The 17,847-nt window shown below is 67.2% G+C and carries 16 protein-coding genes; 8 read left to right on the plus strand and 8 right to left on the minus strand.

Annotation, left to right across the window (positions count from 1 at the left end; genetic code table 11):
• Window positions 1–70: 70 nt before the first annotated feature.
• The 3 genes from AC1RRS_RS06015 to AC1RRS_RS06025 all read left to right on the plus strand — a co-directional run bounded on the left by AC1RRS_RS06015 (window position 71) and on the right by AC1RRS_RS06025 (window position 1,860).
• Window positions 71–328: a hypothetical protein gene (locus AC1RRS_RS06015; protein ID WP_492854330.1), complete on the plus strand. Its 258-nt coding sequence runs from the start codon at window positions 71–73 to the stop codon at window positions 326–328.
• A gap of 195 nt (window positions 329–523) precedes the next feature.
• Window positions 524–1,333, plus strand: coding sequence for a Fic family protein (locus AC1RRS_RS06020; RefSeq protein ID WP_492854331.1), 810 nt, complete (start codon window positions 524–526; stop codon window positions 1,331–1,333).
• Window positions 1,330–1,860, plus strand: a complete 531-nt coding sequence (locus AC1RRS_RS06025; protein ID WP_492854332.1) for a DUF6932 family protein — start codon at window positions 1,330–1,332, stop codon at window positions 1,858–1,860. The genes AC1RRS_RS06020 and AC1RRS_RS06025 overlap by 4 nt, the downstream gene beginning before the upstream one ends.
• 8 nt (window positions 1,861–1,868) lie before the next feature.
• Here AC1RRS_RS06025 and AC1RRS_RS06030 read toward each other — a convergent pair whose 3' ends face one another.
• The 4 genes from AC1RRS_RS06030 to AC1RRS_RS06045 all read right to left on the minus strand — a co-directional run bounded on the left by AC1RRS_RS06030 (window position 1,869) and on the right by AC1RRS_RS06045 (window position 7,717).
• Complete coding sequence (locus AC1RRS_RS06030) at window positions 1,869–3,992, minus strand: peptidase domain-containing ABC transporter (RefSeq protein WP_492854333.1); 2,124 nt, start codon at window positions 3,990–3,992, stop codon at window positions 1,869–1,871.
• Entirely contained in the window at window positions 3,989–5,818 is a 1,830-nt protein-coding gene (locus AC1RRS_RS06035) for an alpha/beta fold hydrolase (protein WP_492854334.1), read from the minus strand. Before AC1RRS_RS06035 ends, AC1RRS_RS06030 begins: the two co-directional genes overlap by 4 nt.
• Window positions 5,819–5,885: 67 nt before the next feature.
• Window positions 5,886–6,320, minus strand: a complete 435-nt coding sequence (locus AC1RRS_RS06040; RefSeq protein WP_492854335.1) for a hypothetical protein — start codon at window positions 6,318–6,320, stop codon at window positions 5,886–5,888.
• A gap of 194 nt (window positions 6,321–6,514) precedes the next feature.
• Window positions 6,515–7,717 carry an HlyD family secretion protein gene (locus AC1RRS_RS06045; protein WP_492854336.1) on the minus strand — a complete coding sequence of 401 codons (1,203 nt, stop codon included), beginning with the start codon at window positions 7,715–7,717 and terminating at the stop codon, window positions 6,515–6,517.
• 206 nt (window positions 7,718–7,923) lie between these two features.
• On the opposite strand from AC1RRS_RS06045, the gene AC1RRS_RS06050 reads away from it, so the two are divergent.
• On the plus strand, window positions 7,924–8,796 hold the full coding sequence (locus AC1RRS_RS06050; protein ID WP_492854337.1) for a Stf0 family sulfotransferase: 873 nt from the start codon (window positions 7,924–7,926) through the stop codon (window positions 8,794–8,796).
• Window positions 8,780–9,241, plus strand: coding sequence for a hypothetical protein (locus AC1RRS_RS06055; RefSeq protein ID WP_492854338.1), 462 nt, complete (start codon window positions 8,780–8,782; stop codon window positions 9,239–9,241). Before AC1RRS_RS06050 ends, AC1RRS_RS06055 begins: the two co-directional genes overlap by 17 nt.
• Window positions 9,242–9,319: 78 nt before the next feature.
• On the opposite strand, the gene AC1RRS_RS06060 is transcribed toward AC1RRS_RS06055, so the two are convergent.
• On the minus strand, window positions 9,320–10,180 hold the full coding sequence (locus tag AC1RRS_RS06060; RefSeq protein ID WP_492854339.1) for an NAD-dependent epimerase/dehydratase family protein: 861 nt from the start codon (window positions 10,178–10,180) through the stop codon (window positions 9,320–9,322).
• 35 nt (window positions 10,181–10,215) lie between these two features.
• Here AC1RRS_RS06060 and AC1RRS_RS06065 point away from each other — a divergent pair, with 35 nt between their 5' ends.
• From AC1RRS_RS06065 to AC1RRS_RS06075, 3 genes are read left to right on the plus strand one after another with little or no spacing between them, the layout of a single operon-like run.
• Window positions 10,216–10,569: an MmcQ/YjbR family DNA-binding protein gene (locus tag AC1RRS_RS06065; protein WP_492854340.1), complete on the plus strand. Its 354-nt coding sequence runs from the start codon at window positions 10,216–10,218 to the stop codon at window positions 10,567–10,569.
• Window positions 10,559–11,209, plus strand: a complete 651-nt coding sequence (locus AC1RRS_RS06070; protein WP_492854341.1) for a Pr6Pr family membrane protein — start codon at window positions 10,559–10,561, stop codon at window positions 11,207–11,209. Before AC1RRS_RS06065 ends, AC1RRS_RS06070 begins: the two co-directional genes overlap by 11 nt.
• Window positions 11,210–11,231: 22 nt before the next feature.
• Complete coding sequence (locus tag AC1RRS_RS06075; protein ID WP_492854342.1) at window positions 11,232–12,065, plus strand: aldo/keto reductase; 834 nt, start codon at window positions 11,232–11,234, stop codon at window positions 12,063–12,065.
• Window positions 12,066–12,396: 331 nt separating this feature from the next.
• Here AC1RRS_RS06075 and odhB read toward each other — a convergent pair whose 3' ends face one another.
• The 3 genes from odhB to sucD form a co-directional block, all read right to left on the minus strand.
• Window positions 12,397–13,611: a 2-oxoglutarate dehydrogenase complex dihydrolipoyllysine-residue succinyltransferase gene (odhB, locus tag AC1RRS_RS06080; RefSeq protein ID WP_492854343.1), complete on the minus strand. Its 1,215-nt coding sequence runs from the start codon at window positions 13,609–13,611 to the stop codon at window positions 12,397–12,399.
• A 111-nt stretch (window positions 13,612–13,722) separates the two neighbouring features.
• Window positions 13,723–16,686, minus strand: a complete 2,964-nt coding sequence (locus AC1RRS_RS06085) for a 2-oxoglutarate dehydrogenase E1 component (RefSeq protein WP_110120084.1) — start codon at window positions 16,684–16,686, stop codon at window positions 13,723–13,725.
• A gap of 276 nt (window positions 16,687–16,962) precedes the next feature.
• On the minus strand, window positions 16,963–17,847 hold the full coding sequence (gene sucD / locus AC1RRS_RS06090) for a succinate--CoA ligase subunit alpha (RefSeq protein WP_110120085.1): 885 nt from the start codon (window positions 17,845–17,847) through the stop codon (window positions 16,963–16,965).

Raw genomic sequence — 17,847 nt, forward strand, 5'->3', positions numbered from 1 at the left:
CCCGAGGAGGACCGCCACACCGCCCAGCCCCCGGCGGTCCTCCTCGACCCCACAAGAAAGGAGCACGACCATGACCCGTCCTGATCGCATCACCGCCCGTGCAGCCGGCTGGAGCCTGCTGGCCCTCGGCCTCGCCGCCGGCGTCGTCGCGCCGCATCCGGCGACCACGGCGCTGTGGTCGGCGGCCGCCCGGGCGTTCCGCCGGGCGGGGGACGAGGTCATGGTCGCGCGCCTGCTGTCGGCGACGAAGTTCGGGCCGCGTATCCGCCGGGGGCTCGCCCAGCCGATGGCGGGGACGCTGTATTACGGTCGGGCGGGGCTGGCTTAGGCCGGTCCGCCTCCACGGCGGACGGTCCACCCTTGGCCGCGGTCCCGCGTGGCGGTTCTCGGGCGTGTGGGTGCGGGAGCGGGAAATCTTTCGAAACTCGACGAGGCGGGGGCGGCGCGGCAGTCTCGCGTCAAGCCAAGTGCTGACGGGTCCGGCATCCAGAAGCGCTCAAGGCGAAATCGAGAGCAGAGGCCGATGCGCTCGCCCATCGTCAACTCCGAACTGCGCGTGAGCGAGGCCAACGACGCGGTGGCCGCGCTCGCTCGCCGGCTGGCCGACCTTCCCCCGCCCGGTGGCGATGGCTCGCGCGAGCGCGCCCTGGCGGTCTGGTTGCCGCCGCCCTGGCGGCAACGCATCCGGGACAACACCCGCGACCCGCTCTCCCCCTTCCTGACTGGCGAGGAACGCTCGCTTTCCACCTTCCTGGATCGCCGGCCGCTGGATCCCGTAGGGCGCACGCTCTGCGCCAACGCCGCCTTTCCGATGACGATCGACCGGCTGCGACGGATCGCCGGCGGGTGCGTCGGCCGACGAGGACAGCAGATCCGGGCAAGCCAGCATCGAACCCAACCGGACAAGGATGGGCGCGCGGTGGATTTCATTGCGCCGGAGGAGGTGAAGCCGGCCTTGGAGCGCATTTGCGCGCGTTGGGACGCCTTGTCGGATGAGACGCAAGAGGCGGCGGTCGCCTCGGCGGTGTGGATCCTGGTGGCCGTGCTGAACACCCACGCCTTTCCGAACGGCAACGGTCGGCTGGCGCGCGTGCTGTTCAGTGGCGCGCTGGCCCGCGCCGGCGCGTGCCGCCATGGCTACATCCCGCTTGGCCCGCTGATCTACGCGACCCAAGGCAATTTCGAGGTCAGCGTGCGCCGCGCCGAATTGCACGATGATTGGGGTTCGGTCGTGCGGACGGTCGATCGAATGATCACGGACTATGGAGCCCTGCTGCCCGACTTCGAACAGCATCTGGCGACGCTCGCGCCCCGGACCGGTGATCCCACGTGAACGACAATCGGAGCGCCGCGGCGGCGCTGGGCTTTCCGGTCTACGTGGCCGCCGAGGCCGAAAGTTTCCCAGGCAATTCCAGTCCCTACGTATTCGAGCGCGACGACCTCTTCCGGCAGTTCGGGGGCGACGCGGTCCGCCTCGAACTGCTCAGGAGGCTGGAGGGGTTTCTGTTGCGGCTAGAGGCGCGCGGGGTCATCGCCGATGCGGTGTTGATTGGCGGCGGCTTTGTCCGGCGCATCCCCGACCCGCCCAGCGATCTCGATGGACTCGTGCTCTATCGCCTGGCGGACGAGGCGCCCGCCGCGGCGATCCAGGTCCTGACGGACGCGCGTCGGCAGGCCCGGCGAAAGGGGCTGGACCTGCGATTCTGCGCCGTCGACGCCGATGCGGTGACCATGACGCGGTCCATCGCCTTCTTCACCATGCTCTACGCCAAGGCGGCGGGCAGCCTGGAACTGCGCAACGGGCTGCTGCTGTACGACCGGCGGAGCGACCAGGGCGCTCGGGTGTTCAACGAGGCTTGAAGCCGCGCCTAGGCCTCGATCGATTGCGGGGCCGCGGGAGAGACGGGCGGGGTCCGCCGGATGGCGAACTCGGCTCCGGTGCCCACGAAGGCGCCCCGCTCGAGGTCGAAGACGCGATCGGCCGTTCGGATGGTCTCGATCCGGTGCGCTATGACGACCCGCGTCGTCTTCAGCCCCTTGAGGCTGCGGTTCACGTGACCTTCGCGACGGACGTCAAGGTGAGAGGTCGCCTCGTCCAGGAAGAGCAGCGACGGCTGCTTGTACAGCGCCCGGGCGATCAGTAGGCGTTGCTTCTGGCCGCCCGACAGCGCCCCGCCCATGTCGCCGACGAAGGTCTCGATCTGCATGGGCATGGCCGTGATCTCCTCGCGCAGGCCCGCGGCCTCCAAGGCGTCCCAGATGCGGTCGTGGTCGATGGTCTCGTCGAAGAACGCGACGTTCTCGGCGATCGTCCCCGATAGCAGTTCGTCATCCTGCAAGACCACGCCGCAGGTCGAGCGGAACGCCCGCGGTCCCCAGGCCGAGACGCTCTTGCCGTCGACCCGGACCTCGCCGGCCGACGGCGTATAGAGCCCGCACATGATCTTCAGCAGCGTGCTCTTGCCCGACCCGGACCGGCCGACGATGGCGACGTACTCGCCCGCCTCGATGGTGAAGTTCAGGTTCTTGAAGATGTAGCCGTCCTGGGTGGAGTAGCGGAAGGCCAGGTTCTCCACCTCGATGCGGCCCTGGAAGCGGATATCGCTGGTCTCGACGCGATCGATGCCTTCCTCGCGCGGCGTCAGTACGATGTCGGCCAGGCGGAAGGAGTAGATGTCGGTCAGCCGCACCTGGATCACCTGCTCGATGACGTTGGTGACCGCCGACGAGAACTGCGAGCGATAGGACAGGAAGGCGTAGAGAACGCCCACGGTCATCTGCTTCTCGATGATCTCGTGCACGCCGATGAACACGACGGAGGTCGCTGTGAGGACCTCCAGCACCTGGAACGCGGCCTTGATCGCCGCCTGGGTGCGGTTGTTGATGAAGTCGCGCCGGACGTAGTTCGAGAACTTGTTGGCCCATTGGGCCTCCTGCTCGTTTTCCGCCCCCATCACCTTGATGGTCTGGATCGCCTTGATCGTCTCGATCCGCTTGCTGTTCTCGGCGATCTGGGCCCCGAGGGTCTCGGCGCTCATCCGCATCGACAGCGGCAGGGTGGACAGCCGCAGGATCGCGTACAGCGCCACGCCCGCCGCCACCACGGTCGCCAGCCGCCACGAGACGTAGAACATCAGGCACAGCGTGGTGATCGCCAGCAGGCCGTCGATCAGGGCGGTGATCAGGGCGCCCGACAGCAGGTCGCGAATGGGCTTGACGGAGTCGAAGCGCGAGATGGTGTCGGCCAGGCGTCGCCGCTGGAACCAGCCCAGCGGCAGGCGCACCAGGTGCCGAAACAGCCTGAGGCTCATGTTCCAGGACAGGGTGGCGCCGATCTGCTGTATCGCGAAGCTGCGCAGCACCGAGGCGCCGGCGTTGAACAGGCCGAACAGGCCGAAGCCGATCGCCAGGGTCGTCAGCATCTGCAGGTCGCCGCGCAGCGCCGCCTGATCGACCGCCAGCTGGATGTAGAAGGGGCTGGCCACGATGTAGGCCTGCATCATCAGCGACAGCAGCAGCACCTGGCCCAGGCCCGCCATCATCTGCGGTTCGAAGCTCACCCACGACCAGATGGTCAGGGGGCTGCGCTCCTTGCGGCGGCGGAACTGTTCGGAGCGGTGGATCTCCAGGGCGACGCCGGAGAACAGCCGGCCGGCTTCCTCCAGGCTGAAGGTCAACCGTCCCTTCGCGGGATCGTGGACGACGACGCCGTTCTTGCGCACCCGATCGAGCACGACGAAATGGTTCATCCGCCAGTGCAGTATGGCCGGCAGCTTCAGTCCGGCCAGCTCGTCGAGTTCGCAGCGCACGGCCCTGGCTTCGAGATTCAGCGCTCCGGCGATGTCCGCCATCTGCTTGAAGGACAAGCCGCGCGACGAGCCGCCGTACTTGCGGCGCAGCTCCGCCACGTCGAGGTCGGCGCCCAGGCGCGACGAGGCGTAGGCCAGGCAGATCAGGCCGCACTCGGCGTTTTCGGTCTGATGGTATTTCACCGCGGGGTTTCCGATGCTTGCTGCGGCGGCGCGCCGCCCAGTTCCCGGGCCAGGAGCAGGATGACCGAGTGCTGTCGTCCTCCGATGACCAGGAGCGGGTTTTCCATGTGGTCGTAGGGGTGCTCGACGAACCTGGCCTGGCTCGGCCCGCACAGGCGGTAGTCCTCGCGCGGATGGACCGTGGCGTCGTCGCGGCCGACGATGATCGTCGTCGGCGCCTTGAGCGGGCAGGCGGTCAGGCCGGCGAAGAAGCGGTTTTCCCGCTCCATCGTGCCACGCCCCCAGCCCTGCTCGTTGATCGCCTTCCAGATCGGCTCTTCGCGCATGTCGACCGAGCCGCTGGGCGCGTCGAGGACGCGGCGGTCCAGCCGCGCCAGGAAGGCCGCGCTGAAGTGGCGATAGAACAGCCCGCCGAAGCTGTTTGCGTAGAGCGAAACCTTCTGGTCGTCGCGATAGGTCGCGGCGACATAGGCCTCGATGGTCGCCGCGTCGCGGTCGATCGAAGTCGGCCCTTCGAGCAGCAGGCGGTTGGACAGGTCGAAGGTGTAGCTCGAACCGCCATAGTGGACGACATCCACGTTCAGGCCGCTGTCGAGAAAGGTCAGGATGCGGTCGGGCAGTCCGGCGGCGAGGTTCACGTAGCGCGACGGGCCGCCGTAGAGGAACAGCGCCGTGGCGGTCGCGCCGGGCCGCCGATAGCGGTCGACGAACAGGAAACTCCCGGGTCCGCCGATCCGCACCACGTCGTGCTGCGCCGGCGCGCCGCCGCCACAGTCGATCTCGCGGCGAACCCCGTCGCGGACATAGAGGTGGCGGTAGGTCGCGCCGCGGCCGGCCTTGGTCTCGGCGAGCAGGGGGCCGGTGCTGATGACGAAGGCGGCGGAACGGTTGTTGACGCTGATCCCGGACACGTCGGCCAGGGATGATGCGGCCAGGCTGGCCCTGAGCGGGCCCAGCGTAGCCGACGCGGCGCCTTTGAGTTCCGCGCCCTCGGCGCTCCAATAGCCGTAGTAACCGGCGGGGTCGTCGCCCAGGACCAGGGCGGCGCGCGAGCGCCCCTTGGTCAGGTCGCGCGGGGCTCCCTGCCCGATCCTCAGCACCCCGCCCTGGGCCAGAACCACGACGTCGTCGCCGTCGAAGCGGAAATCCAGGTTGCGCGTGCGCTCCTCGAAGGCATGGCCGTTCGGCCACAAGGCGCGTTCCTGGCCGTCGCGGCCGTACATGACCGAGAAGTCCGCGTCGCGACGATAGAGATAGACGAACGACTTTCCGGAGATCCGTCCGTACAGGTTGCGGATATTGTAGGTCTGTTTCGACTGCCGCGAGGCGGCGAGGTCGAGCCGCGCCTGCACCGACTTCCAGTAGTCGCCGCCGTCTCGCCCGTCGGGCGGCGAGACGTCGATGGCGTCCAGGACGTCCTGGTCGGTGGGCAGTGGAAATTGCGCGACCTGGGCGGGCGCCAGGCCTTTCGACGCCTGCTGGGCGTCGATCTCGTACACCGTGTTGCCGCTGGTGGCCCGACCGCTCTGCGAAACCCCGGCGCCATAGGCGAAGAGGCGCCTGTCGTCGGCGTCGAATTGGATGTCGCCGCGGGCCAGGGGCGCTGGATTCCAGACCTCGGTGACGTCGCAATCGGCCGCTGGCGAGGCCAGGCAATCGGCGCGGGCCACCAGGATGCGCGAGGGCTTGCGGGCGAAGACATAGGTTCCGCCCGGCGATATCTCCAGGCGTTCGGCCTTGCAGAAGTCCTGAAGAGTCTCCGCAAGCGAAGGCGCATGCGGGATCGTCGCCAACACGGCGCCGAGGAAAATACCGTTACGCGACATCCGCTGCTCCGGTGTGACCTTGCGCGCTTGCGCGCGCAAGGTCGGTTTTACGCTTACTGATCGGGTCTTACGGCTTCAGGTCGGCGATGACCTGATCGCCGGTGCCGTTGGCGTCCCAGTCGGCCGAGACGATGCCGGTATCCGAGTTGTAGAGGATGCCGGTGTCGATCACGCCGTCGCCGTCGCGGTCGGCATAGAGATTGCCGCTGTCGCTTTCGTAGATGGTCACGTCGTCGACCTTGCCGAGGGTGTCCATCTTGTTGGTGTCGACGCTCTCGTTGTCGTAGCCGCCGGCGATCTTCAAGAAGAGCTCGTTGGCGTCGACCCCGACGGCGTTCCAGTCGATATCGCTGAGCGCCTTGGCGATCGCGGCGGCCGCCTCGGCGAGTTCGGCGGCCTCGGAAGCGCCGGAGCCGCCGCCACCGCCACCGCCGCCGCTGTCGATCGTGTCGATGTAGGTGTAGGAGGTGTACCAGCTCGTGGTGCCGGAGCCGGGGGTCACGACGATCGAGGAAACCTCGTTCGAAGAATCGTAACCGCCGCAGATAACTTCAAGTTCTGCTTTCGTAAGACTACGCATATTTGCCCCTTTTGAGATAAACTTAAGCGTACAACTTGATGGTTCTGGTTGATGCTGAGTTTTGATTGCTTGGCTGGCGTTCTCCTGGGCTGTGGAATGAATGCTGAGCGGCGGGATCAGAGCGCTGAGCGCTCTCGCGTCGCCGCGATGGGGTCGAGAAGCCATTCCAGCAGCGACTTCTCGGACAGCACGAGATCGGCGGTCAGCCGCATCCCCGGCGTCAGCGGCCAGTCCTTGCCGTAGGCGCGCAGGCTGCTGCGCTCGAGGCGGGCCGTGATCTTGTACATCTGCTCCTTCGTCTCGATCGGGACGGGGAGGTCGCCGGGCATGATCGGGGCGCGCGAGATTTCCGAGACCCGGGCCCAGACCACGCCGAAGGTCTGGTAGGGAAAGGCGTCGAACATCAGTCGCACCTTGTCGCCGGGCCGGACGAAACCGACGGCGCGCGAAGGCGCCCACAGGGTCACTTCCAGGTCGCCGCCGCTGTCCGGCGCCAGCAGGGCCAGGGGCGCGCCGGCTTCCACCGCGTCGCCAGCCCGAACCTGGAGGTTGGTGATGCGACCGGCCTTGGGGGCCACGATCCGCACGCCCCTGGCGGCCTCGTCCTGCAGGCGCTTCTCGGTGAGTTGAGCCTGGGCCAGGTTCAGGTTCGCCAGGGCCTCTTCCCGCGAATAGAGCAGGTTGGCCCGCTGCGCCTTGCCCTGGGCGATCTGGCTCGAAGCCTCGCTGATCGAGCGGTCGAGGTCGGTCAGGCCTTGCCGGGCCGAAAGCAGGGAGTCCTCGCGCTGGCGCAGGACCACCGACGACATCAGGTTCTGCGCGGCCAGGGCCTGGGAGGCGGTCACGGTCTTCTCGAGCAGGACGATCCGGTCCAGCTGGATCCGGCGCTGCTCGCGATAGGCGCCGACCGCCTGGGTCAGGCTGTCGGTCTTGGCGTCGAGTTCGGCGATCGCCGCGCTCACCTGGCCGCTCCTGGCCTGGCCCTGCATGCGGCTGGCTTCCAGCTGGTCGCGGCCGACCGCCTCCATCCGGCCGCCCAGTCTGGCGCCGTTTTCCAGGACCGTGTCGTAGGACAGCATGAAGAGGGTCTGGCCGGCGCCGACCTGGCTGCCGCTGGGCGTCAGCACCGTCCGCACCACGCCGGCCTTGGGGGCGAAGATCCGGGCGACCCCCGCCGAAGGCGTGACCTCGCCGAGCGCCGTCTCGGTCTTGGCGTAGCGCGCCAGGCAGAGGAACGCGACGGCGACGCTCAGGGTCGCGGCCATGAAGAGCGTGAGGGCCCAGCCCGCCACGCCGGTCATCTCGACGGGGCGCCCCATGCGGGAGCGGGCCGACTCCACGGCCGAAGTGCGAAAAAGTTCAACGCTCACTGACATCGCAACACCTACTCGTGCTTGTGAAGGCAGCACGCTGCAGCGCAGGTTTGCAAATAGAATTTTAGATCAAAAAAGTTCTGTATAATTCAAATTTGAAAAACTAAAGCATAAAATAGAAGATTGACAGTCGCATTAAGTGAATATCTGAGTTGCTCACCTCGAAACGCTATCGCTATTCGGCAGCATTTCGGGATCTGCGGCGTCTATTTTTGCAGTTTTGTAAAAAGGGTGAGGTGTTGCTTAACGTAGATCAACTGTATCGGCGGGAGCACGACCTCCCCGTCGTTCCTGGAGGCGCGCGTCAGACCTACATGGTCGCCTCCGTTCCGCGAAGCGGAAGCACCTATTTCGTTCTGAGGCTTTGGGCGGCCGGCGCATTCGGCGCGCCGCTCGAATACCTGAACATGAACACCAACCGGCCGGTCTTCAATCGGCTGCCGCACAATACTCTGGATGAATATTGGCTGGCGCTTCAGAGGATCAGAAGCGGCGGCAATGGCGTCTTCGGCTACAAGATGTTCATCCCGAATTACCGGGAAGTATCAGATCGAGAGGACGCTTTCCTGCAGCGGATAGCGCCCGATCACGTGCTCTACTTCACGCGCGAGAACAAGGCGGCGCAGGCCGTCTCCTATGCGCGGGCCATCCAGACCAAGCGCTGGTTCGCCATCGCCAAGGAGATCAACGAGCCGACCTACGACTATGCGCTCATTCGCCGGCAGGAGCTCTCCGTCGCCAAGCAGGAGGCGGCCTGGGAGAAGATCTTCGCCCTCACCGAAACCGCGCCCTTGCGCATCGGATACGGCGAGGTGCTGGACGATGAGGAGGGGGTCCTCGACCGGATCGCCGCCTTCATGGGGGTTGAATACGACCGGAGCCGGCGGGTCGAGATCGGCCGTCTGGATCGTCAGTCCGACAGCCTCAACGACGAATGGATCGAGAGATACGTCGCGGACAAGAAGGAACGCGGCGACGACCAAATTCCCAATGCACGGAGCGTGGAACATGCGGAATCTGTCTAAGGAAGAAGTCGCTCTGGTGACCGGAGGCTACGACAGCGAGGTCGTCTCCACCATTTCGCCGACGACGTTCTACACGACGACCTCGTATCCGATCTCGACCCCCTATACCTACAGCGCCGGACCGGGAGGCTCGTCCCCGGCCAACGACCTGCAGACGATCGCCGATGCGCTGGCGGCCCTGCCCCAGAACGGCGCCGCCGTGAACGCCGCCGAAGCTTCCCTTGCCGCGAACGGCCTCTACAACGGCCTGACCACGGCGAACGCGTCGCTGACCGCCGTCGCCGTCAGCGGCGGCGCGGTCGTCTACGCCGACGACAACGGCGCCCTCTATGGCGACCGCGACGGCGACGGGGCGGTCGATACCGGCATCCTGGTCGCAGACGGCGTCGCCTCGCTCGACCTGAACTGCGATGGCGTGGCCGACCAGGCGCTGACCTCGCTCTGAGGCCTGCCAATCAAATACGAGGGGGCGCAACATCCGCTCGCGCCCCCTCGACGACCCCTTCCCGCAAGGGGACAGGGATCAGAAGCGGGGATGAAAATCCCTCGGACTCCACCCGAAATCCCTGACCGCATCGGCGGCGTCGAAGGTCAGGTCCTGGCTCATCCGCGCGCCCATGGCCGCCGTCGCGCCGGGGAAGAACGGCCGGGCCAGGGTCAGCAGCAAGCTGAACAGCCACGGCGGCAAGGGCGCGATCAGCGGCCTGCGGCCGAGGCCCTCGTAGATCCGGCGGACCATGTCGCGATAGGCCAGGGTCTCGCCGCCGACCAGGGCGTAGGCCCGGCCGGCCGCCGCCGGGGCGGTCGCCGCCGCGATGGCGCCGGCCGCCAGGTCGTCGGCATGGACCGGCTGGCGCAGGCCCTCGCCCGAACCCGACAGCGGCAGCACCTTGAAGCGGCGGATCAGGCCGGCCAGGCGGCTGACGTTGCCGTCGCGGCCCTCGGCGTAGATCAGGGTCGGGCGCAGGATGGTCCAGGCCACGCCATGTTCCGAACAGAAGGCCTCGACGGCGGCTTCCGCGTCGGCCAGGGCCTTGGCCACGGCGCGCTCGGCGGGCTCGGGCGAGGCCTCCTTGGTGAAGCGGCTGGTCGAGGAGAAGGCGACGAGACGTGTCATGCCGCGGGCCTTCAGCAGCGGCAGCACGTCGGGCAGCAGCCAGATCGGCGACAGGGCGAAGACGGTGGCCGCGCCGGGCAGCTGCTCGGCCAGGTCGTCGGCGCGCAGGTCGGCGTCGATCCAGCAGGCGTCGCCTCCGGGAGGCCGTCGCGACAGGCCCATGGGCTCGTGGCCGGCGGCCTGCAGCCGCGCCATCAGGAAGGTCCCGATCAGGCTGGTGGCGCCCAGCACCAGGATCGGCGTCTTCAGAGTGTTTTCCGCGCTCATACTGCATCTATAGTCGCGGTACGGGAGCTTCGCCCATGCCCATGACGTATGAAGAGGTCCGCGCCTTCGCCTTTTCCCTGCCGCTGGTCGCGGACGGGACGTCCTATGGCTATGCCTGCCTCAAGGCGAACGGCAAGTTCCTGACGAGGCTGAAGGAGGACGGCGATACGCTCGTCCTGACCGGCGTGCCGTTCGACGAGCGCGAGATGCTGATCGAGGCCGCGCCCGAGGTCTTCTATTTCACCGACCACTACCGCAACTATCCGATGGTGCTGGCCCGGCTGTCGGCGGTGGAGCCGGGGACGGTGAAGCGCATTCTCGAACGGCAATGGCGCGCCAGCGTCCCCAAGAAGGTTTCCAAGGCCCATGACCAGCCCAATGACCAATAGGGCTGAGCGCGCCTGGCGCCTGGTCGCGGCGGCGATCGTCTGGTTCGGCGTCGTGCTGCAATACGGCCTGACGATCGAGGGTCGGGACCTCGGGGTCCAGACGGTGAAGTTCTTCAGCTACTTCACCGTGCTCAGCAACATCCTGGTCGGGACGGCGCTGGTCGCCTCGGCCCTGGCCCCGGAAAGCCGCCTCGGCGTCTGGGCGCGGCGGGCGGGCACGCGGGTGGCGGTAGGCGTCTATATCGGCGTGACGGCGCTGGTTTATCACGTGCTGCTGGCCGGTCTGTGGGACCCGAAGGGCTGGCAGCTGCTGGCCGACACCCTGCTGCACACGGTGACGCCGCTGCTGTTCCTGGCCGACCTGCTGGTCCTGCCGCCGCGCGAGGCCGCCCGCTGGGGCCAGGCCTGGAAGGCGCTCGCTTTGCCGTTTGCCTTCGGGGTCTGGACCCTGATCCACGGGGCGCTGTCGGGCTGGTATCCCTATCCGTTCCTCAATGTCGCCAAGCGGGGTTATCCCTCGGTGCTGGTGACGATGGTGGTGATGGCGGCCGGGTTCTTCGCCCTGACCCTGGTGCTCACCGGCGTGCAGCATCTGCAACTACGGCTGGCGAAGCGGGACCGGGCGCCTATATCCGCCTGAGCGTTTTTCCAGGAGTTTCCCCATGGCCCAGCCTACCGTTCGCTCCGGCGACATCGACATCCCGGCCATCGGCCTGGGCACCTACCAGCTGGAGAACGGCCTGGCCCAGACCGTGACCGAGAAGGCGCTGGAGGTCGGCTATCGCCATGTCGACACCGCCCAGATCTACGGCAACGAGCAGGACGTCGGTGCGGCCCTGGCGGCCACGGGCGTGCCCCGCAGCGAGATCTTCGTCACCACCAAGGTATGGATCGACAAGTTCACCGACGGCGACCTGCAGCGCTCGGTCGACGAGAGCCTGAAGAAGCTGCGGGTCGACCAGGTGGACCTGCTGCTGCTGCACTGGCCCAAGCCCAAGCCGGCGCTGGCCGAAACCATCGCCGCGCTGAACGCGGTCAAGACCGACGGCCGCACGCGGGGCATCGGCCTGTCGAACTTCCCCTCGGCGCTCTGGGAGGAGGCGGCGGCCCTGTCGGAGGCCCCGCTGGCCACCAACCAGGTCGAGTATCACCCCTACCTGTCGCAGAAGACCCTGCGGGCCACGGCTGAGAAGCTGGGCGCCTCGATCACCGCCTGGTCGCCGCTGGCCCAGGGCAAGGTCGGCGACGACCCGGTGCTGAAGGCGATCGGCGCCAAGTACGGCAAGACGCCGGGGCAGGTGACGCTGCGCTGGCAGGTGCAGCAGGGCGTGGTGACCATTCCCCGCACCAAGAACCCGGCGCGGCTGGCCGAGAACTTCGCGATCTTCGACTTTACGCTGACCGACGAGGAGATGGCGCAGGTGTTCGCGCTGGCCCGTCCGGACGGCCGCATCGGCGACTGGATCGACGCGGCGTTCCGCTGGGACGTCGACTAGTTTCTGAAGATGCTCCCCCTTTGGGGGAGCTGTCGCGGAGCGACTGAGGGGGCCTTACGCGCCGCGTCTGCCCCCTCCGGCCCTCTGGGCCACCTCCCCCAGAGGGGGAGGATCTACGCAACTGAACTCCTCCCCCGCTTGCGGGGGAGGGGGACCGCGAAGCGGTGGAGGGGGCGAGACTGGACGCCGTGCCGGCCGTCGCCCCCTCCGTCACGGCGCGGATAGCGCCGCGCCACCTCCCCCGTTTCACGGGGGAGGAGCTTGGGCTCCGGACCAACAAAAAAGGGGCCGCTTTCGCGGCCCCTTTCCGTATCTCGAAAGACTAGAACCCTTACAGGTCCAGCAGCAGGCGCTGCGGGTCTTCCAGGGCTTCCTTGACCTTCACGAGGAAGGTCACGGCGCCTTGGCCGTCGACCACGCGGTGGTCGTAGGACAGGGCCAGGTACATCATCGGACGGACTTCGATCTTGCCGTTGACGACCATGGCGCGTTCCTTGATCGCGTGCATGCCGAGGATGCCCGACTGCGGCGCGTTGAGGATCGGGGTCGACATCAGCGAGCCGTAGATGCCGCCGTTGGTGATCGTGAAGGTGCCGCCCTGCATGTCCTCGATGGCCAGGCCGCCCGAGCGGGCCTTCTTGCCGAGGTCGCCGATGGCCTTTTCGATCTCGGCCAGGTTCAGGGCGTCGGCGTCACGGACGACCGGAACCACCAGGCCCTTGTCGGTGCCGACGGCGACGCCGATGTCGTAGTGGTTCTTGTAGACGATGTCCGTGCCGTCGATCTCGGCGTTGACGTCCGGCACGGCCTTCAGGGCGGCGACGACGGCCTTGGTGAAGAAGGACATGAAGCCCAGCTTCACGCCGTGGCGCTTTTCGAAGACGTCCTTGTACTGGGCGCGCAGGGCCATCACCGCGCTCATGTCGACCTCGTTGAAGGTCGTCAGCATGGCGGCGTTGTTCTGGGCTTCCTTCAGGCGACGGGCGATCGTCTGACGCAGGCGCGTCATCTTCACGCGCTCTTCGCGCTCGTGGATCGGACGCGGGGCCGACGGCGCGGCGGGCGCCGGAGCCGGGGCGGCGGCGCGGGCTTCCAGGGCGGCCAGGGCGTCGCCCTTGGTCACGCGGCCGTCCTTGCCGGTGCCGGCGACCTTCGACAGGTCCAGACCCGTCTCGGCGGCGATGCGGGCCGGGGCCGGGCTGACCGGAGCGGCGGCCGGAGCAGCCGGAGCGGCGGCGGCGACGGGAGCCGGAGCGGGCGCGGGGGCCGGAGCAGCGGCCGGGGCGGCGGCGGGAGCGGCCGAGGCGGTCGCGCCTTCGGTCACCACGCCCAGGACCGTGCCCGGAACCACGGTGGCGCCTTCTTCGGCGCTGATGGCGACCAGGACGCCGTCGGCCGGCGAGACGACTTCGAGGCTGACCTTGTCGGTTTCCAGCTCGACGAGCAGCTCGTCCTTCTTCACGGCCTCCCCGGCCTTCTTGGTCCAGCGGGCGACCGTCGCTTCGGTGACGGATTCGCCCAGGGCGGGGGTCATGATGTCGGCCATGGTTAGGTTCCGATGTCTCTTTTTGATCTGGCGGTCAGGGTCGGGTGCGAACTTAAACCGCCGCGCCTATCGAACAAGTCGAAGGGCGCGGCGGCTTGAAGGTTTGAACTCTTAGGCGAAGGCTTCGGTGAGGAAGGCTTCGAGTTCCTTGAGGTGGCGGCTCATCAGGCCGGCCGCGGTGGAGGCGCTGGCCGGGCGACCGACGTAGCGGGCGCGCTTGGCCTTGATGTCCATCTTGTCGAGGGTGAGCTCGATCCACGGATCGACGAAGGTCCAGCCGCCCATGTTCTTCGGCTCTTCCTGAACCCACAGCAGCTCGGCGTTCTTGAAGCGGTTCAGCACGCCCATGACCGACTTCAGCGGCCACGGATAGAACTGCTCCAGACGCAGGATGTAGACGTCGTCGCGGCCGGTCTTGGCGCGCTGGTCGATCAGGTCGAAGTAGACCTTGCCCGAGCACATGATGACGCGCTTGATCTGATCGTCGCTCTTCAGTGTGATCCCGCCGACGTCGCAGCCGGCTTCGGCGCCGTCCACCATCACGCGGTGGAAGGCGGTGCCTTCGGCCAGATCGCTCAGGTTCGAGACGGCGCGCTTGTGGCGCAGCAGGCTCTTGGGCGACATCACGATCAGCGGCTTGCGGTACTCACGGTGCATCTGGCGACGCAGGGCGTGGAAGTAGTTGGCCGGGGTGGTGCAGTTGACCACCTGCATGTTGTCTTCCGCGCACGACTGCAGGAAGCGCTCGAGCCGGGCCGAGCTGTGCTCGGGACCCTGGCCTTCGTAGCCGTGCGGCAGCAGCATCACGAGACCGCTCATCCGCAGCCACTTGCGCTCGCCCGAGCTGATGAACTGGTCGATCACCACCTGGGCGCCGTTCACGAAGTCGCCGAACTGGCCTTCCCACAGGGTCAGGGTGTTCGGGTCGGCCAGCGAGAAGCCGTACTCGAAGCCCAGCACCGCCTCTTCCGACAGGGCCGAGTCGATGACTTCGTAGTTGGCCTGGCCCGGACGGATGTTGTTCAGCGGCGTGTAGTGCTCTTCGGTCTTCTGGTCGATGACGTCGGAGTGGCGCTGGGTGAAGGTGCCGCGGACCGAGTCCTGGCCCGACAGGCGGACCGGGAAGCCTTCGTCGAGCAGGGTGGCGAAGGCCATGTGCTCGGCGGCGCCCCAGTCGAGGCCTTCGCCTTTGGTGAAGGCGTCGCGACGGTTCTCGATGGCGCGGCGCACGGTCTTGTGGGCGTCGATGCGCTCCGGGATGGCCGTGATCTTGGCGGCCAGTTCCTGCAGCTTGGCGAGCGGCACGTCGGTCTTGCCGCGGCGCTCTTCGTCGCCGGGCTGGGCCAGGCCCTTCCACTTGCCGTCGAGCCAGTCGGCCTTGTTGGCCTTGTAGCTCTTGCCGCTCTCGAATTCGTTGTCGAGGAAGGTCTCGAACTCCGAGACCCAGCCGTCGGACTCGCCCTGGGTGATCAGGCCTTCGCCGATCAGGCGGTTGGCGTAGAGTTCGCGGGTCGGCGGGTGACCCTTGATCTTCGCGTACATCAGCGGCGACGTCATGGTGGGATCGTCGCCTTCGTTGTGACCGAAGCGACGGTAGCAGACCATGTCGATGACCACGTCCTTACCGAACTTCTGGCGGTATTCGGTGGCCACCTTCGAGGCGAACACGACCGCTTCCGGGTCGTCGCCGTTCACGTGGAAGATCGGGGCCTCGACCATCAGGGCCATGTCGCTCGGGTACGGCGAGCTGCGCGAGTAGCGCGGGCTGGTGGTGAAGCCGATCTGGTTGTTGACGATGAAGTGGATGGTGCCGCCCGTGCGGTAGCCCTTCAGGCCCGACAGGGTGAAGCACTCGGCCACCACGCCCTGGCCGGCGAAGGCCGCGTCGCCGTGCAGCAGCAGCGGCAGCACGTGGCCGCGGCCGGCGTCGGGGGTCTCGCGCAGCAGGAAGGCCTGCTTGGCGCGGGCCTTGCCGATGACGACCGGGTTGACGATTTCCAGGTGCGACGGGTTGGCGGTGAGCGACAGGTGGACCTTGTTGTCGTCGAACTCACGGTCCGACGAGGCGCCCATGTGGTACTTCACGTCGCCCGAACCCTCGACGTCCGAGGGCACCGACGAGCCGCCTTGGAATTCGTGGAAGATCACGTGGTAGGGCTTGCCCATCACGGCGGCCAGCACGTTCAGGCGGCCGCGGTGCGGCATGCCCAGGACGATGTCCTTCACGCCCAGCGCGCCGCCGCGCTTGATGATCTGCTCCATGGCCGGGACCATGGCTTCGCCGCCGTCGAGGCCGAAGCGCTTGGTGCCGGGGAAACGCTTGTGCAGGAACTTCTCGAAGCCCTCGGCCTCGATCAGCTTCTTGAGGATGGCGACCTTGCCCTCCTTCGAGAACACGATCTCCTTGTCGCGACCCTCGATGCGCTCCTGCAGCCAGGCCTTCTCGTCGGGGTTCGAGATGTGCATGTACTGCACGCCGACGTTGTCGCAGTAGGTGCGGCGGACGATCGACAGGATCTCGCGGATCGTGGCGGTCTCCAGACCCAGCACGAAGTCGAGGAAGATCGGGCGGTCATAGTCGGCTTCGGTGAAGCCGTAGGTGGCCGGGTCGAGCTCGGGCGCGGCCTTCGGCGGCTCCAGACCCAGCGGGTCGAGGTTGGCGGCGAGGTGGCCGCGCATCCGGTAGGCCCGGATCATCATGATGGCGCGCAAGCTGTCCAGCGTGGCGGCGCGGACCGCTTCGGCGGAGACGCCGGGAGCCTTGGCCTCGACGGCCTTGGCGATCTTGGCTTCAACGGCGGGGGCGACGGTGGCCCACTGGCCGTCGAGGGCCGAAAGCCAGTCGGGACGGACGCTGGGGACCTTCTTGGGGGTCCAGGCCGGGTCCTGGGCGGCGCGCTTGACCTGGTCGGCCTGCTCGGCCAGCGAGGAGAAGAAGGCGTTCCAAGAGGGCTCGACCGACCCGGGGTTCTCCGCCCACTGGGCGTAGAGGTCCTCTACGAAGGCGGCGTTCGCGCCGTAGAGGAAGGAGGTCTCGGTCAAGACCTGATTGATGATGCCTGCGTCGTCCGCCATCGTCTTCGCCTCGATGCTCGCCCGCCGAGGCCATCCGGCGGGATCACGAGCTCGTTTGAAACATGAAGCGCGACGACCGGTTGGCCGCTATCCATTTTCGGCCGCCACGCTTCGGATCCGTTTACGGGACCGGTGGTTAGACCGGTCCCGTAAATATAGTCTGTCAATCTCCCGTCGCCCGCGCCGGATGGCGAGGCCCAGGTGATTTTTTCGGATCGTCGACTGGCGGTCGCAAAAAACCTGGGCCCCGCACGGGGCGGGGTTTCGGTGTAGTTCTTAGCCCTTGAGGACTTCGAGCAGGGTCTCGCCCAGCTTCGCCGGCGACGGCGAGACGCGGATGCCCGCTTCTTCCATCGCAGCGATCTTGTCCTCGGCGCCGCCCTTGCCGCCCGAGATGATGGCGCCGGCGTGGCCCATGTGACGGCCCGGAGGAGCCGTGCGACCGGCGATGAAGCCGACCATGGGCTTCTTGCGGCCGCGCTTGGCTTCGTCCTTCAGGAACTGGGCCGCTTCTTCTTCGGCCGAGCCGCCGATTTCGCCGATCATGACGATCGACTTGGTGGCTTCGTCGGCCAGGAAGAGTTCGAGCACGTCGATGAACTCGGTGCCCTTCACCGGGTCGCCGCCGATGCCGACGGCGGTCGTCTGACCGAGACCGGCGTTGGTGGTCTGGAACACGGCTTCATAGGTCAGGGTGCCCGAACGCGACACGACGCCGACCGAGCCTTCCGAGAAGATGCCGCCCGGCATGATGCCGATCTTGCACTGGTTCGGGGTCAGGACGCCCGGGCAGTTCGGGCCGATCAGGCGCGAACGCGAACCCTTCAGGGCCTTCTTCACGCGCACCATGTCCAGCACCGGAATGCCTTCGGTGATGCAGATGATCAGCGGGATTTCGGCGTCGATGGCTTCCAGGATCGAGTCGGCCGCGAAGGGCGGCGGGACGTAGATCACCGAGGCGTCGGCGTTGGTGGCTTCCTTGGCTTCGCCGACCGTGTCGAACACCGGCAGGCCGATGTGCGTCTGACCGCCTTTGCCCGGGGTGACGCCGCCGACCATCTTGGTGCCGTAGGCGATGGCCTGTTCCGAGTGGAACGTGCCCTGGGCGCCGGTGAAGCCCTGGGTGATGACCTTGGTTTCAGAACCGATGAGGATCGACAT

The organism is Caulobacter sp. GW821-FHT12A07 (assembly GCF_058807655.1).